The sequence below is a fragment of the Pseudomonas sp. TE24901 genome, from assembly GCF_054058375.1.
On record NZ_JBSSAF010000010.1, the window covers coordinates 206407 to 222252 of the forward strand.

General features: G+C 61.8%; 14 protein-coding genes. 13 read left to right on the forward strand and 1 reads right to left on the reverse strand.

The window, feature by feature from the left end:
• The first annotated feature begins 34 nt into the window (after positions 1-34).
• The 13 genes from ACVWVP_RS21100 to nuoN all read left to right on the forward strand — a co-directional run bounded on the left by ACVWVP_RS21100 (position 35) and on the right by nuoN (position 14983).
• Positions 35-448 (forward strand): NADH-quinone oxidoreductase subunit A, encoded by a 414-nt coding sequence (locus tag ACVWVP_RS21100; RefSeq protein WP_003219575.1) that lies wholly within the window; start codon positions 35-37, stop codon positions 446-448.
• Between the two features lie 10 nt (positions 449-458).
• A complete protein-coding gene (locus ACVWVP_RS21105) occupies positions 459-1133 on the forward strand; it encodes a NuoB/complex I 20 kDa subunit family protein (RefSeq protein ID WP_016969249.1) in 675 nt (224 codons plus the stop codon).
• A 72-nt stretch (positions 1134-1205) separates the two neighbouring features.
• Positions 1206-2990: an NADH-quinone oxidoreductase subunit C/D gene (gene nuoC, locus ACVWVP_RS21110; protein WP_259174993.1), complete on the forward strand. Its 1785-nt coding sequence runs from the start codon at positions 1206-1208 to the stop codon at positions 2988-2990.
• Positions 2991-2992: 2 nt separating this feature from the next.
• Positions 2993-3490, forward strand: coding sequence for an NADH-quinone oxidoreductase subunit NuoE (nuoE, locus tag ACVWVP_RS21115; RefSeq protein ID WP_003174721.1), 498 nt, complete (start codon positions 2993-2995; stop codon positions 3488-3490).
• Positions 3487-4842: an NADH-quinone oxidoreductase subunit NuoF gene (nuoF, locus tag ACVWVP_RS21120; RefSeq protein ID WP_178918802.1), complete on the forward strand. Its 1356-nt coding sequence runs from the start codon at positions 3487-3489 to the stop codon at positions 4840-4842. The genes nuoE and nuoF overlap by 4 nt, the downstream gene beginning before the upstream one ends.
• Positions 4843-4977: 135 nt before the next feature.
• Positions 4978-7692 carry an NADH-quinone oxidoreductase subunit NuoG gene (gene nuoG / locus ACVWVP_RS21125; protein WP_457407797.1) on the forward strand — a complete coding sequence of 905 codons (2715 nt, stop codon included), beginning with the start codon at positions 4978-4980 and terminating at the stop codon, positions 7690-7692.
• The gene (nuoH, locus tag ACVWVP_RS21130) at positions 7689-8696 is read left to right on the forward strand and encodes an NADH-quinone oxidoreductase subunit NuoH (protein WP_060755669.1); all 1008 of its coding nucleotides are present in this window, start codon (positions 7689-7691) and stop codon (positions 8694-8696) included. The genes nuoG and nuoH overlap by 4 nt, the downstream gene beginning before the upstream one ends.
• Before the next feature lie 11 nt (positions 8697-8707).
• Complete coding sequence (nuoI, locus tag ACVWVP_RS21135) at positions 8708-9256, forward strand: NADH-quinone oxidoreductase subunit NuoI (protein WP_003174725.1); 549 nt, start codon at positions 8708-8710, stop codon at positions 9254-9256.
• A gap of 9 nt (positions 9257-9265) precedes the next feature.
• Positions 9266-9769 (forward strand): NADH-quinone oxidoreductase subunit J, encoded by a 504-nt coding sequence (gene nuoJ, locus ACVWVP_RS21140; protein WP_016974048.1) that lies wholly within the window; start codon positions 9266-9268, stop codon positions 9767-9769.
• A gap of 2 nt (positions 9770-9771) precedes the next feature.
• The gene (nuoK, locus tag ACVWVP_RS21145; protein WP_003174727.1) at positions 9772-10080 is read left to right on the forward strand and encodes an NADH-quinone oxidoreductase subunit NuoK; all 309 of its coding nucleotides are present in this window, start codon (positions 9772-9774) and stop codon (positions 10078-10080) included.
• Entirely contained in the window at positions 10077-11930 is a 1854-nt protein-coding gene (nuoL, locus tag ACVWVP_RS21150) for an NADH-quinone oxidoreductase subunit L (protein ID WP_017255329.1), read from the forward strand. Before nuoK ends, nuoL begins: the two co-directional genes overlap by 4 nt.
• Before the next feature lie 49 nt (positions 11931-11979).
• Positions 11980-13512: an NADH-quinone oxidoreductase subunit M gene (gene nuoM / locus ACVWVP_RS21155; RefSeq protein ID WP_178918804.1), complete on the forward strand. Its 1533-nt coding sequence runs from the start codon at positions 11980-11982 to the stop codon at positions 13510-13512.
• A gap of 7 nt (positions 13513-13519) precedes the next feature.
• Complete coding sequence (gene nuoN, locus ACVWVP_RS21160) at positions 13520-14983, forward strand: NADH-quinone oxidoreductase subunit NuoN (RefSeq protein WP_012724956.1); 1464 nt, start codon at positions 13520-13522, stop codon at positions 14981-14983.
• 199 nt (positions 14984-15182) lie between these two features.
• On the opposite strand, the gene tagF is transcribed toward nuoN, so the two are convergent.
• On the reverse strand, positions 15183-15842 hold the full coding sequence (gene tagF / locus ACVWVP_RS21165; protein ID WP_457407799.1) for a type VI secretion system-associated protein TagF: 660 nt from the start codon (positions 15840-15842) through the stop codon (positions 15183-15185).
• Positions 15843-15846 lie beyond the last annotated feature (4 nt).

Here is a 15846-nt window from a genome sequence, read left to right on the forward strand (position 1 = left end):
CAGAGACCTTTGCTCTCTGTTAAGGATTTCCAGCATGACCGAAGCGACAGGACTCATGGCCCACAACTGGGGCTTTGCCATTTTCCTCCTCGGTGTTGTCGGCCTCTGCGCCTTCATGCTCGGTGTCTCCAGCCTCCTCGGGTCAAAAGCCTGGGGCCGCAGCAAAAATGAACCGTTCGAGTCCGGCATGCTGCCTACAGGTGGCGCCCGCTTGCGGCTTTCAGCCAAATTCTATCTGGTCGCGATGCTGTTCGTGATCTTCGATATCGAAGCCCTCTTTCTCTTTGCCTGGTCTGTGTCCGTCCGCGAAAGCGGCTGGACCGGATTCGTCGAAGCCCTCGTTTTCATAGCAATTCTGTTGGCAGGCCTTGTCTACCTATTCCGAGTGGGTGCCCTTGATTGGGCTCCGGAAGCTCGTCGTAAGCGGCAAGCGAAGCTGAAACAATGAGGCTTTGGCGATGCAATACAATCTCACCAGGATCGACCCGGATGCTCCTAACGAGCAGTACCCCATCGGCGAACGGGAAACCGTTTCCGACCCGTTAGAAGACCAAGTCCACAAAAACATCTACATGGGCAAGCTCGAAGACGTGCTGAGTGGCGCGGTCAACTGGGGGCGTAAAAACTCCCTGTGGCCGTACAACTTCGGTCTGTCGTGCTGCTACGTGGAAATGACCACCGCCTTCACGGCGCCCCACGACATCGCGCGCTTTGGCGCCGAAGTTATCCGGGCCTCGCCGCGCCAGGCGGATTTCATGGTCATCGCCGGAACCTGCTTCATCAAGATGGCGCCGATCATTCAGCGTCTCTACGAGCAAATGCTCGAGCCGAAGTGGGTTATCTCCATGGGTTCGTGCGCCAACTCCGGTGGCATGTACGACATCTACTCCGTCGTTCAAGGGGTGGACAAGTTCCTGCCCGTGGACGTCTACGTGCCTGGCTGCCCGCCTCGCCCTGAAGCGTTCCTGCAAGGCTTGATGCTGCTGCAGGAATCGATTGGCAAGGAGCGTCGCCCGCTTTCCTGGGTCGTTGGTGATCAAGGCGTGTATCGCGCCGAGATGCCTTCGCAAAAGGAAGAGCGCCGCGAACAGCGAATCGCAGTCACCAACCTGCGCAGCCCTGACGAAGTCTGATCCAGCCCGCTTCTTTTATAGAACGAACACCTGGCTTCATTCTTTACGTTGACCGAAAGCGATAAAAAAACCATGACTACAGGCAGTGCTCTGTACATCCCGCCTTATAAGGCAGACGACCAGGATGTGGTCGTCGAACTCAATAACCGTTTTGGCCCTGATGCCTTCACCGCCCAGGCCACGCGCACCGGCATGCCGGTGCTGTGGGTGGCGCGCGCCAAGCTCGTCGAAGTCCTGACCTTCCTGCGCAACCTGCCCAAGCCGTACGTCATGCTCTATGACCTGCATGGCGTGGACGAGCGTCTGCGCACCAAGCGTCAAGGGCTGCCAAGCGGCGCCGACTTCACCGTGTTCTACCACCTGATGTCGCTGGAACGTAACAGCGACGTGATGATCAAGGTCGCCCTGTCTGAGAGCGACTTGAGCATCCCGACCGTGACCGGTATCTGGCCGAACGCCAGCTGGTACGAGCGTGAAGTGTGGGACATGTTCGGCATCGACTTCCCGGGCCACCCGCACCTGTCGCGCATCATGATGCCGCCGACCTGGGAAGGTCACCCGCTGCGCAAGGACTTCCCTGCCCGCGCCACCGAATTCGATCCGTTCAGCCTCAACCTCGCCAAGCAGCAGCTTGAAGAGGAAGCGGCGCGTTTCCGTCCGGAAGACTGGGGCATGAAACGCTCCGGCACCAACGAGGACTACATGTTCCTCAACCTGGGCCCGAACCACCCTTCGGCTCACGGTGCCTTCCGTATCATCCTGCAACTGGATGGCGAAGAAATCGTCGACTGCGTACCGGACATCGGCTACCACCACCGTGGTGCCGAGAAGATGGCCGAGCGTCAGTCATGGCACAGCTTCATCCCGTACACCGACCGTATCGACTACCTCGGCGGCGTGATGAACAACCTGCCGTACGTGCTCTCGGTCGAGAAGCTGGCCGGCATCAAGGTGCCAGACCGCGTCGACACCATCCGCATCATGATGGCCGAGTTCTTCCGGATCACCAGCCACCTGCTGTTCCTGGGTACCTATATCCAGGACGTCGGCGCCATGACCCCGGTGTTCTTCACCTTCACCGACCGTCAGCGCGCCTACAAGGTCATCGAAGCCATCACCGGTTTCCGCCTGCACCCGGCCTGGTACCGCATCGGCGGCGTCGCCCACGACCTGCCAAATGGCTGGGAGCGCCTGGTCAAGGAGTTCGTCGAGTGGATGCCCAAGCGTCTGGACGAATACCAGAAGGCCGCGCTGGATAACAGCATCCTTAAAGGTCGCACCATCGGCGTCGCCCAGTACAACACCAAAGAGGCCCTGGAATGGGGCGTCACCGGTGCTGGCCTGCGTTCCACCGGCTGCGATTTCGACCTGCGTAAAGCGCGCCCGTATTCCGGCTACGAGAACTTCGAGTTCGAAGTGCCGCTGGCGGCCAATGGCGATGCCTACGACCGTTGCATCGTGCGCGTCGAAGAAATGCGCCAGAGCCTGAAGATCATCGAGCAGTGCATGCGCAACATGCCGGCCGGTCCGTACAAGGCGGATCACCCGCTGACCACGCCGCCGCCGAAAGAGCGCACGCTGCAGCACATCGAAACCCTGATCACGCACTTCCTGCAGGTTTCGTGGGGCCCGGTCATGCCGGCCAACGAATCCTTCCAGATGATCGAAGCGACCAAGGGTATCAACAGTTATTACCTGACGAGCGATGGCGGCACCATGAGCTACCGCACCCGGATCCGTACCCCAAGCTTCGCCCACTTGCAGCAGATCCCTTCGGTGATCAAAGGCGAGATGGTCGCGGACTTGATTGCGTACCTGGGTAGTATCGATTTCGTTATGGCCGACGTGGACCGCTAAGCATGAACAGCACGCTTATCCAGACAGACCGTTTCACCCTGAGTGAAACCGAGCGCTCGGCCATCGAGCACGAGCTGCATCACTACGAAGACCCGCGCGCGGCGTCGATCGAAGCCTTGAAGATCGTCCAGAAGGAACGTGGCTGGGTGCCGGACGGCGCCCTCTATGCCATCGGTGAAATCCTCGGCATCCCTGCCAGCGACGTTGAAGGCGTGGCCACGTTCTACAGCCAGATCTTCCGTCAGCCCGTGGGCCGCCACATCATTCGCGTGTGCGACAGCATGGTCTGCTACATCGGGGGTCACGAGTCCGTGGTCAGCGAGATCCAGAACAAGCTGGGCATTGGCCTGGGCCAAACCACCCCGGACGGCCGCTTCACGCTGCTGCCGGTGTGCTGCCTGGGCAACTGCGACAAGGCGCCGGCGTTGATGATCGACGACGACACATTCGGTGACGTGCAGCCTGCTGGCGTGACCCAATTGCTCGAGGGCTACCCATGACCCTTACATCTTTCGGCCCGGCCAACCTGATCAAGCGTTCGCCTGAGACCCACCCGCTGACCTGGCGCCTGCGTGACGATGCCGAGCCGGTATGGTTCGACGAGTACCAGGCCAAAAACGGCTACGCCGCGGCGCGCAAAGCCTTCGCCGACATGGCCCAGGACGACATCGTCCAGACCGTGAAAGACGCAGGTCTCAAAGGCCGCGGCGGCGCAGGCTTCCCCACGGGTGTTAAGTGGGGCCTGATGCCAAAGGACGAATCCATCAACATCCGCTACCTGCTGTGCAACGCGGATGAAATGGAACCCAACACCTGGAAAGACCGCATGCTGATGGAGCAACTGCCCCATCTGCTGATCGAAGGCATGCTGATCAGCGCCCGTGCGCTGAAAACCTACCGTGGCTACATTTTCCTGCGTGGCGAATACACCACCGCCGCCAAGCACCTCAACCGTGCCGTGGAAGAAGCCAAGGCCGCTGGCCTTTTGGGCAAGAACATCCTCGGTTCCGGTTTTGACTTCGAACTGTTCGTGCACACCGGTGCCGGGCGTTACATCTGCGGTGAAGAAACCGCACTGATCAACTCCCTCGAAGGCCGTCGCGCCAACCCGCGCTCCAAGCCGCCCTTCCCTGCCGCCGTGGGCGTGTGGGGCAAGCCGACCTGCGTGAACAACGTCGAGACCCTGTGCAACGTGCCGGCGATCATCGCCGACGGCGTGGACTGGTACAAATCGTTGGCCCGCGAAGGCAGCGAAGACATGGGCACCAAGCTCATGGGCTTCTCCGGCAAGGTCAAGAACCCTGGCCTGTGGGAACTGCCGTTCGGCGTGACCGCACGCGAGCTGTTCGAGGACTACGCCGGCGGCATGCGCGACGGCTACACCTTGAAAGCCTGGCAGCCAGGCGGCGCCGGCACCGGTTTCCTGCTCCCTGAGCACCTCGACGCACAGATGTACGCCGGCGGCATCGGCAAGGTCGGCACCCGGATGGGTACAGGCCTGGCGATGGCGGTGGACAACACCGTGAACATGGTCTCGTTGCTGCGCAACATGGAGCAGTTCTTTGCCCGTGAATCGTGCGGTTTCTGCACCCCATGCCGCGACGGTTTGCCATGGAGCGTGAAGCTCTTGATGGCCCTGGAAAAAGGCGAAGGCCGCGAGGGTGACATCGAGACCCTGCTGGGTCTGGTCGGTTTCCTCGGCCCGGGCAAGACCTTCTGTGCTCACGCACCGGGCGCCGTGGAGCCATTGGGCAGCGCCATCAAATACTTCCGCTCGGAGTTCGAAGCCGGCATCGCGCCTACCAGCGCCGCCGTCCCGCCTCTGGCAAGGCCGATCGTAGTCGGCGCGTAACGCTTAAACAGGCGAAGGGCGCGTGCCCTTCAACTGCTCATGTGCTGACGCCTTAACGGCTGTGTAGATGCACATGAATAACAAGATTCCATTAGCCACGCCCGCTGACAACGGGCCAACGAAGAACTTTGAACCATGGCCACTATCCACGTAGACGGCAAAGCGCTCGAAGTCGATGGGGCGGACAACCTGTTACAGGCGTGTCTGTCACTCGGCCTCGATATCCCGTATTTCTGCTGGCACCCCGCACTCGGTAGCGTCGGTGCCTGTCGCCAGTGCGCGGTCAAGCAATACACCGACGAGAACGACACCCGTGGTCGTATCGTCATGTCGTGCATGACCCCCGCCACCGACAACACCTGGATCTCCATCGACGATGAAGAATCCAAGGCGTTCCGCGCCAGTGTCGTCGAATGGCTGATGACCAACCACCCCCACGACTGCCCGGTCTGTGAGGAAGGCGGTCACTGCCACCTGCAAGACATGACCGTGATGACCGGCCACAACGAGCGCCGTTATCGCTTCACCAAGCGTACCCACCAGAACCAGGACCTCGGCCCGTTCATTTCCCACGAAATGAACCGCTGCATCGCCTGCTACCGTTGCGTGCGCTTCTATAAGGACTACGCCGGCGGTACCGACCTGGGCGTGTTCGGCGCCCACGACAACGTGTACTTTGGTCGCGTTGAAGACGGCGTGCTGGAAAGCGAGTTCTCCGGCAACCTCACCGAGGTCTGCCCGACCGGTGTGTTCACCGACAAGACTCACTCCGAGCGCTACAACCGTAAGTGGGACATGCAGTTCTCGCCGAGCATCTGCCATGGCTGCTCCAGCGGTTGCAACATCTCCCCGGGCGAGCGCTACGGCGAACTGCGTCGTATCGAAAACCGCTTCAACGGTTCGGTCAACCAGTACTTCCTGTGCGACCGTGGCCGTTTCGGCTACGGCTACGTCAACCGCAAGGACCGTCCGCGCCAGCCACTGCTGGCCAACGGCGGCAAGCTGAGCCTGGACGACGCGCTGGATAAAGCCGCCGACCTGCTGCGCGGCCGCAACATCGTCGGTATCGGTTCGCCCCGCGCCAGCCTCGAAAGCAACTACGCGTTGCGCGAACTGGTGGGTGCCGAGCACTTCTACTCCGGTATCGAAGCCGGTGAGCTGGAGCGCATCCGCCTGGTCCTGCAAGTGCTGAACGACAGCCCGCTGCCGGTTCCGAACATGCGCGACATCGAAGACCACGACGCCATCTTCGTGCTCGGTGAAGACCTGACCCAAACCGCTGCCCGCATCGCCCTGTCGCTGCGCCAGTCGGTCAAAGGCAAGGCTGAAGACATGGCCGACGCGATGCGCGTACAGCCGTGGCTCGACGCCGCGGTGAAAAACATCGGCCAGCACGCGCTGAACCCGCTGTTTATCGCAAGCATCGCTGAAACCAAGCTCGACGACATCGCCGAAGAATGCGTCCACGCAGCCCCAGACGACCTGGCCCGCCTCGGTTTCGCCGTGGCCCACGCCCTGGACACCAGCGCGCCGGCCGTCGAAGGCCTGGACACTGAAGCCGTTGAACTGGCCCAGCGCATCGCCGACGCACTGCTGGCCGCCAAGCGTCCCTTGATCATTGCCGGTACCTCGCTGGGTTCCAAGGCGCTGATCGAAGCCGCTGCCAACATCGCCAAAGCCTTGAAACTGCGCGACAAGAACGGTTCCATCAGCCTGGTCGTGCCGGAAGCCAACAGCCTTGGCCTGGCCATGCTCGGTGGCGAGTCCCTGGACGCCGCGCTGCAAGCCGTAACGGATGGCAAGGCCGACGCCATCGTCGTGCTGGAAAACGACCTGTACACCCGCACCGATGCCGCCAAGGTTGACGCTACACTCAACGCCGCCAAGGTGCTGATCGTTGCCGACCACCAGAAGACCGCCACCAGCGACCGTGCCGACCTGGTCCTGCCAGCCGCCACCTTCGCCGAAGGCGACGGTACCCTGGTCAGCCAGGAAGGCCGCGCCCAGCGCTTCTTCCAGGTGTTCGATCCGAAGTACATGGACGCCAGCATCCTGGTTCACGAAGGCTGGCGCTGGCTGCATGCCCTGCGCGCCACCCTGCTGAACCAGCCGATCGACTGGACCCAGCTCGACCACGTGACCGCCGCCGCTGCTGCCAGCGCGCCGCAGCTGGCGCGTATCGTCGACGCCGCACCGTCCGCCGCGTTCCGCATCAAGGGCATGAAACTGGCCCGTGAACCGCTGCGTTACTCCGGTCGTACCGCCATGCGCGCCAACATCAGCGTGCACGAACCGCGTACCCCACAAGACCAGGACACCGCGTTTGCCTTCTCCATGGAAGGTTACTCGGGATCGGTCGAGCCGCGTCAGCAGGTGCCATTCGCCTGGTCGCCGGGCTGGAACTCGCCACAGGCCTGGAACAAGTTCCAGGACGAAGTCGGTGGTCACATCCGCGCTGGCGACCCGGGCACCCGCCTGATCGAAAGCACCGGTGACTCGCTGAACTGGTTCGCCGCCGTACCGCGTCCGTTCAACCCGGCCCAGGGCACCTGGCAGGTTGTACCGTTCTTCCACCTGTTCGGCAGCGAAGAGAACTCTTCCAAGGCCGCGCCGGTGCAAGAGCGCATCCCGACCGCCTACGTTTCCCTGGCCAAGTCCGAAGCCGACCGCCTGGGCGTCAACGACGGTGCACTGCTCAGCCTGAACGTGGCCGGCCAGACCCTGCGTCTGCCGCTGCGCATCAACGAAGCGTTGGGCGCTGGCCTGGTAGCACTGCCGAAAGGTTTCGCCGGCATCCCAGCGGCCATCTTTGGCAAAACCGTTGACGGTCTGCAGGAGGCAGCGCAATGACCTGGTTCACCCCTGAAGTGATCGACGTGATCATTGCGGTCCTCAAGGCTGTCGTGATCCTGTTGGCCGTGGTCGTCGCGGGCGCCCTGCTCAGCTTCGTCGAACGTCGCCTGCTGGGCTGGTGGCAGGACCGTTACGGTCCGAACCGCGTTGGCCCGTTCGGCATGTTCCAGATCGCTGCCGACATGCTCAAAATGTTCTTCAAGGAAGACTGGACCCCGCCGTTTGCCGACAAGGTGATCTTCACCCTGGCACCGGTCGTGGCCATGAGCGCCTTGCTGATCGCCTTCGCGATCATCCCGATCACCCCGACCTGGGGCGTGGCGGACCTGAACATCGGCTTGCTGTTCTTCTTCGCCATGGCCGGTCTGTCGGTCTACGCGGTACTGTTCGCCGGCTGGTCGAGTAATAACAAGTTCGCCCTGCTGGGCAGCTTGCGCGCCTCGGCCCAGACCGTGTCCTACGAAGTGTTCATGGGCCTCGCGCTGATGGGCATCGTGGTGCAGGTCGGCTCGTTCAACATGCGCGACATCGTCGAGTACCAGGCGCAGAACCTGTGGTTCATCATTCCGCAGTTCTTCGGCTTCTGTACCTTCTTCATCGCTGGCGTCGCCGTGACTCACCGTCACCCGTTCGACCAGCCGGAAGCGGAACAGGAACTGGCCGACGGTTACCACATTGAATACGCCGGCATGAAATGGGGCATGTTCTTCGTTGGCGAATACATCGGCATCATCTTGATCTCGGCCCTGCTGGTCACGCTGTTCTTCGGCGGCTGGCACGGTCCGTTCGGCATCCTGCCGCAGTTGGCCTTCTTCTGGTTCTTCCTGAAGACCGCGTTCTTCATCATGTTGTTTATCCTGCTGCGCGCTTCCATTCCGCGTCCACGATACGACCAGGTGATGGATTTCAGCTGGCGCTTCTGCCTGCCGCTGACCCTGATCAATTTGCTGGTGACTGCTGCCGTTGTGTTGTTGAACACGCCAGCGGGCGCGGTTCAGTGAGGATTTGACCCATGTTCAAATATATTGGCGACATCGTTAAGGGTACCGGTACCCAGTTGCGAAGCCTGGTGATGGTTTTCGGCCACGGCTTCCGCAAGCGCGACACCCTGCAATACCCGGAAGAAGCGGTGTACCTGCCGCCGCGCTATCGCGGCCGCATCGTGCTCACCCGCGACCCCGATGGCGAAGAGCGTTGCGTAGCCTGCAACCTGTGCGCCGTGGCGTGCCCGGTGGGTTGCATCTCCCTGCAGAAAGCTGAAACCGAAGACGGTCGCTGGTACCCGGACTTCTTCCGCATCAACTTCTCGCGCTGCATTTTCTGCGGCCTCTGCGAGGAAGCTTGCCCGACCACCGCAATCCAGCTCACGCCGGATTTCGAGATGGCCGAGTTCAAACGTCAGGACCTGGTGTACGAGAAAGAAGATCTGCTGATCTCTGGTCCCGGTAAAAACCCTGATTACAACTTCTATCGTGTTGCAGGTATGGCCGTTGCCGGTAAGCCAAAAGGCGCCGCACAAAACGAAGCCGAGCCGATCAACGTGAAGAGCTTGCTGCCTTAAGGAAGAAAGATGGAATTCGCTTTCTATTTCGCGTCCGGTATTGCAGTGGTGTCCACGCTTCGCGTGATCACCAACACCAACCCCGTGCACGCCCTGCTCTATCTGATCATTTCGTTGATCGCCGTGGCCATGACCTTCTTCAGCCTCGGCGCACCGTTCGCCGGTGTGCTGGAAGTGATCGCCTACGCCGGCGCCATCATGGTGCTGTTCGTGTTTGTGGTGATGATGCTCAACCTGGGGCCGGCTTCGGTCGCCCAGGAACGTGTCTGGCTCAAGCCCGGCATCTGGCTCGGCCCGGTCGTCCTGGCAGCCCTGCTGCTGGGTGAACTGCTGTATGTACTGTTCGCTCACCAGAGCGGCCAGGCCATCGGCCACACCACCGTAGACGCGAAGGCCGTGGGCATCAGCCTGTTCGGCCCGTACCTGCTGGTGGTCGAACTGGCGTCGATGCTGCTGCTCGCTGCAGCCGTCACCGCCTTCCACTTGGGCCGCAACGAAGCCAAGGAGCAATGACGATGCCTGCTATCCCTTTGGAGCATGGTCTGGCGGTCGCCGGCATCCTGTTCTGCCTTGGCCTGGTCGGCCTGATGGTTCGCCGTAACATTCTGTTCGTGTTGATGAGCCTGGAAATCATGATGAACGCCGCCGCACTGGCCTTCATCGTTGCGGGTGCACGTTGGGGCCAGCCGGATGGACAAGTCATGTTCATCCTGGTGATCAGCCTGGCAGCCGCCGAGGCCAGTATCGGCCTGGCGATCCTGCTGCAACTGTATCGTCGCTTCCACACGCTTGATATCGACGCTGCCAGTGAGATGCGCGGATGAACATGATCTTTCTGACTTTCGTATTCCCCCTGATCGGTTTCCTGCTGCTGTCGTTCTCTCGCGGGCGCTGGTCGGAAAACCTCTCGGCCCTGGTGGGCGTGGGTTCCATTGGCCTGTCGGCCATCGTGGCCGCCTACGTCATCTGGCAATTCAACGTGGCGCCGCCGGAAGGCGGCCACTACACCCTCGTGCTGTGGCAGTGGATGTCGGTGGAGGGCTTCAAGCCCAACTTCGCCCTCTACATCGACGGCCTGTCGATCACCATGCTCGGCGTGGTGGTGGGTGTGGGCTTCCTGATCCACCTGTTCGCGTCCTGGTACATGCGCGGTGAAGCGGGCTACTCGCGCTTCTTCTCGTACACCAACCTGTTTATCGCCAGCATGCTGTTCCTGGTGCTGGGCGATAACCTGTTGTTCCTGTACTTCGGTTGGGAAGGCGTGGGCCTGTGCTCGTACCTGTTGATCGGTTTCTACTACAGCAACCGCAACAACGGTAACGCCGCCCTCAAAGCCTTCATCGTGACCCGTATCGGTGACGTGTTCATGGCCATCGGCCTGTTCATCCTGTTCCAACAGGTGGGCACGCTGAACATCCAGGAACTGCTGGTGCTGGCACCGCAGAAATTCCAGGTTGGCGACTTCTGGATCACCCTGGCCACCCTGATGCTGCTGGGCGGCGCTGTCGGTAAATCCGCGCAACTGCCACTGCAAACCTGGCTGGCGGATGCGATGGCCGGTCCTACCCCTGTTTCCGCACTGATCCACGCGGCAACGATGGTAACGGCGGGTGTCTACCTGATCGCACGTACCCACGGCCTGTTCACCCTGGCGCCGGAAATCCTGCACCTGGTAGGCCTGGTGGGCGGCGTGACGCTGGTACTGGCCGGCTTCGCCGCGCTGGTGCAGACCGACATCAAGCGTATCCTCGCCTACTCGACCATGAGCCAGATCGGCTACATGTTCCTGGCCCTGGGCGTTGGCGCCTGGGACGCGGCGATCTTCCACCTGATGACCCACGCCTTCTTCAAGGCCCTGCTGTTCCTCGCTTCCGGTGCGGTGATCGTTGCCTGCCACCACGAGCAGAACATCTTCAAGATGGGCGGTCTGTGGAAGAAACTGCCACTGGCCTACGCCAGCTTCATCGTCGGTGGTGCCGCCCTGGCCGCCCTGCCGCTGGTGACCGCCGGTTTCTACTCGAAAGACGAAATCCTCTGGGAAGCCTTTGCCAGCGGTAACCAGAACCTGCTGTACGCAGGCCTGGTGGGGGCATTCATGACCTCGCTGTACACCTTCCGCCTGATCTTCATCACCTTCCACGGTGAAGCCAAGACCGAAGCACACGCAGGCCACGGCATTTCGCACTGGCTGCCTTTGTCGGTACTGATCGTGCTGTCGACCTTCGTCGGCGCCCTGATCACCCCGCCACTGGCTGGCGTGCTGCCAGAAAGCGCCGGCCATGCCGGTGGCGCTGCCAAGCACAGCCTGGAAATCGCCTCGGGCGCCATCGCTATCGCGGGTATCCTGCTGGCCGCGCTGCTGTTCCTGGGCAAGCGTCGCTTCGTGACGGCGGTTGCCAACAGTGGCATTGGCCGCTTCCTGTCGGCCTGGTGGTTCGCTGCCTGGGGCTTCGACTGGATCTACGACAAACTGTTCGTCAAGCCTTACCTGGCCATCAGCCATGTACTGCGCAAAGACCCGCTCGACCAGACCATCGGTTTGATCCCGCGCGCCGCCAAGGCCGGTCACACCGCCCTGAGCCGCAGCGAGACTGGCCAACTGCGCTGGTATGCAGCCTCCATGGCGGCCGGTGCCGTTCTGGTGATTGGCGCCATCGTGGTGGTAGCGGTCTGATTATGAACATTGCCAACTTTGCGAACTTGCGAAAGGAAACGAGCCTGTCATGATTCTGCCCTGGCTAATCCTGATCCCCTTCATCGGCGGCCTGCTCTGCTGGATGGGTGAACGCTTCGGCGCCACCCTCCCCCGCTGGATTGCGTTGCTGACCATGTCCCTGGAACTCGCGCTCGGCCTCTGGCTGTGGGCCCATGGCGACTATTCATTTGCTCCGGCACCGGGTGTCGATCCAACGTTCGCGCTTGAATTCAAGCACGTGTGGATCCAGCGCTTCGGCATCAACGTGCACCTGGCCCTCGACGGCCTGTCGCTGTTGATGATCCTGCTGACCGGCCTGCTGGGTATCCTCTCGGTACTCTGCTCCTGGAAAGAGATCCAGCGTCACGTGGGCTTCTTCCACCTGAACCTGATGTGGATCCTGGGCGGCGTTGTCGGCGTGTTCCTCGCCCTCGACCTGTTCATGTTCTTCTTCTTCTGGGAAATGATGCTGGTGCCGATGTACTTCCTCATCGCGCTCTGGGGTCACAGTTCTTCGGACGGCAAGAAAACCCGGATCTACGCAGCGACCAAGTTCTTCATCTTCACCCAGGCTTCCGGCCTGATCATGTTGGTGGCGATCCTGGGCCTGGTACTGGTCAACTTCAACAACACCGGCGTGATCACCTTCAACTACGCCGACCTGTTGAAGACCAAGATGTCCCTGACCACCGAGTACATCCTGATGCTGGGCTTCTTCATCGCGTTCGCGGTGAAGCTGCCGGTGGTGCCGTTCCACTCCTGGCTGCCTGACGCTCACGCCCAGGCGCCGACTGCAGGTTCCGTGGACCTGGCGGGCATCCTGTTGAAGACCGCTGCGTATGGTCTGCTGCGTTTCGCCCTGCCGCTGTTCCCGAATGCCTCGGCCGAGTTCGCGCCGATCGCCATGACCCTGGGTCTGATCGGGATCTTCTACGGTGCGTTCCTGGCCTTCGCACAAACCGACATCAAGCGTCTGATTGCCTTCTCGTCCGTTTCCCACATGGGCTTCGTACTGATCGGCATCTACTCCGGCAGCCAACTGGCGCTGCAAGGCGCGGTGATCCAGATGTTGGCCCACGGTGTTTCGGCCGCTGCCCTCTTTATCCTGAGTGGCCAGCTGTACGAGCGCCTGCACACCCGTGACATGCGTGAAATGGGTGGGGTGTGGTCGCGTATCGCCTACCTGCCGGCGATCAGCCTGTTCTTCGCCGCCGCGTCCCTGGGCTTGCCGGGTACCGGTAACTTCATCGGCGAGTTCCTGATCCTGATGGGCGCGTTCGTACAGACCCCATGGGTCAGCGCCATCGCCACGTCCGGCCTGGTGTTCGGTTCGGTCTACTCGCTGATCATGATCCACCGCGCCTACTTCGGCCCGGCCAAGTCCGACACCGTCCTGCAAGGGATGGACGCTCGCGAACTGATCATGGTGCTCGGCCTTGCGGTCCTGCTGATCTACATCGGCGTGTACCCGCAACCGTTCCTGGACACTTCTGCCGCAACGATGCATGGCGTGCAGCAGTGGTTCGGCACCGCCTTCTCTCAACTCGCTTCGGCCCGGTAAGAGCGCTATGGAATTCACGATCCAACACTTTATCGCGCTTGCGCCGCTGCTGATTACCAGCCTCACCATCGTGGTGGTGATGCTGGCGATCGCCTGGCGCCGCAATCACTCGCAAACGTTCCTGCTGTCCTGTGCCGGTCTGAACCTGGCCCTGCTGTCGATCATCCCGGCCCTCAAGGTCGCGCCACTGGCGGTCACGCCTTTGATGATGGTCGATGACTTCGCCCTGCTGTACATCGCGCTGATCCTGGTGGCCACGCTGGCCTGCGTCACCCTCGCCCACGCCTACCTCGGCGAAGGCGGCACCGGCTACCCAGGCAACCGCGAAGAGCTGTACCTGCTGATCCTGCTGGCTGCGGCCGGTGGCATCGTGCTGGTCAGCGCACAGCACCTGGCGGGCCTGTTCATCGGCCTGGAACTGCTGTCGATCCCGACCTACGGCCTGGTGGCCTATGCGTTCTTCAACAAGCGCTCCCTGGAAGCCGGCATCAAGTACATGGTGCTGTCGGCGGCCGGTTCCGCGTTCCTGTTGTTCGGTATGGCCCTGCTCTATGCCGAAGCCGGCAACCTGAGCTTCACCGGTATCGGCCACGCCCTGGCCGCCACCAGCATGCCTGCGCCGATTGCCCAACTGGGCCTGGCCATGATGCTGATCGGCCTGGCGTTCAAGCTCTCCTTGGTGCCGTTCCACCTGTGGACCCCGGACGTGTACGAAGGTGCCCCGGCGCCGGTGGCTGCGTTCCTGGCCACTGCGTCGAAGGTTGCAGTGTTTGCGGTGATGGTGCGTCTGTTCCAGATCTCCCCTGCCGCCAATACCGGCGTGCTGAGCACCGTGCTGACCGTGATCGCCATTGCGTCGATCCTGTTCGGCAACCTGCTGGCCCTGACCCAGAACAACCTCAAGCGTCTGCTGGGTTACTCGTCCATCGCCCACTTCGGCTACCTGCTGATCGCCCTGGTGGCGAGCAAAGGCCTGGCCGTGGAAGCCATGGGCGTGTACCTGGTGACCTACGTGATCACCAGCCTGGGTGCATTCGGCGTGATCACGCTGATGTCCTCGCCATTCAAAGGCCGTGACGCCGACGCCCTGTACGAATACCGCGGCCTGTTCTGGCGCCGTCCGTACCTGACTGCCGTACTGACCGTGATGATGCTGTCCCTGGCCGGTATCCCGCTGACGGCCGGCTTCATCGGCAAGTTCTACATCGTCGCGACCGGTGTTGAAGCCCACGAGTGGTGGTTGGTCGCCTCCCTGGTACTGGGCAGCGCCATCGGCGTGTTCTACTACCTGCGCGTGATGGTCACCCTGTACCTGATCGAGCCAAACCTGCGTCGCGTGGACGCCGAGCTGCACTGGGAACAGAAGGCAGGCGGCGTGATGCTCCTGGCCATCGCCCTGCTCGCGTTCTTCCTGGGCGTATACCCACAACCGCTGCTCACCCTGGTGCAGCACGCGGTGTTGGGCGTTTGATCGCTTAGCACAACGTAGAAAACAAAACGGCGCCTTCGGGCGCCGTTTTGCATTCCCGGGAACAACAAAGCCCGCTCACCACAGAATATGCCGTTGTAGTGAGCGGGCTTGCCCCGCGCGGCGATGTCTCAGGTGACGCGCTACATCAGGTAGATCGCGGCGCGGGGCAAGCCCGCTCACTACAGGTGATCACCAGGCTCTACCGTCCACCCAGCATGTCAGCGAAGGTCTCGCCATCCGGCAGCCCCTCCCCTACCCAGATCGACGGCGCAACGCGGGGCGAGCCTTCGGTCCAGAACAGTGAGTGCCGCGCGAGGCCCGAAGGATCGATCTGCGCGCTTAATTGCGGCATGCCGTCACCAATCCGCTCCGGGTCGGGCAAGTCGAGCCATTGTGCGGGTACCCAGGCCGTGTCGGCGTGGCTTGCCGGTGTCCAGCAGCCGGCCAATGGCAGGGCCTGCAACACCTCGTCGAACGATTCCAGGGCAAACCCTTCGCTCAGCGCCGACAACGCCAGGCGCTCCAACTGGCCGTACCACACCTCATCCCGTTCCAACCGCGCCAGCAAGGGCACGTCCTCGCCTGCACTGGCGAGGGTCAGCGGAAAATACCGCCCCACGCGGTCCACGCTGGGAATCATCACCCCCGCCCAACCGCTGTCACCGCACACCCCCGCCGCCAGCGCAAAACGCCAGATCGGGCTGCACAGGTACACGTCCAGCCACTGGTCACCCAGGCGCTCACGACTGCACTGCAAACCGGCCTGCAGCCAAGTGTCCCAGGTGTTCAAAAACGCCGGCGGCAAACGGCGGCTGACAAAATCCCCATGGCTTGCGACCTTGCCGAAAAATCCATTCATGACG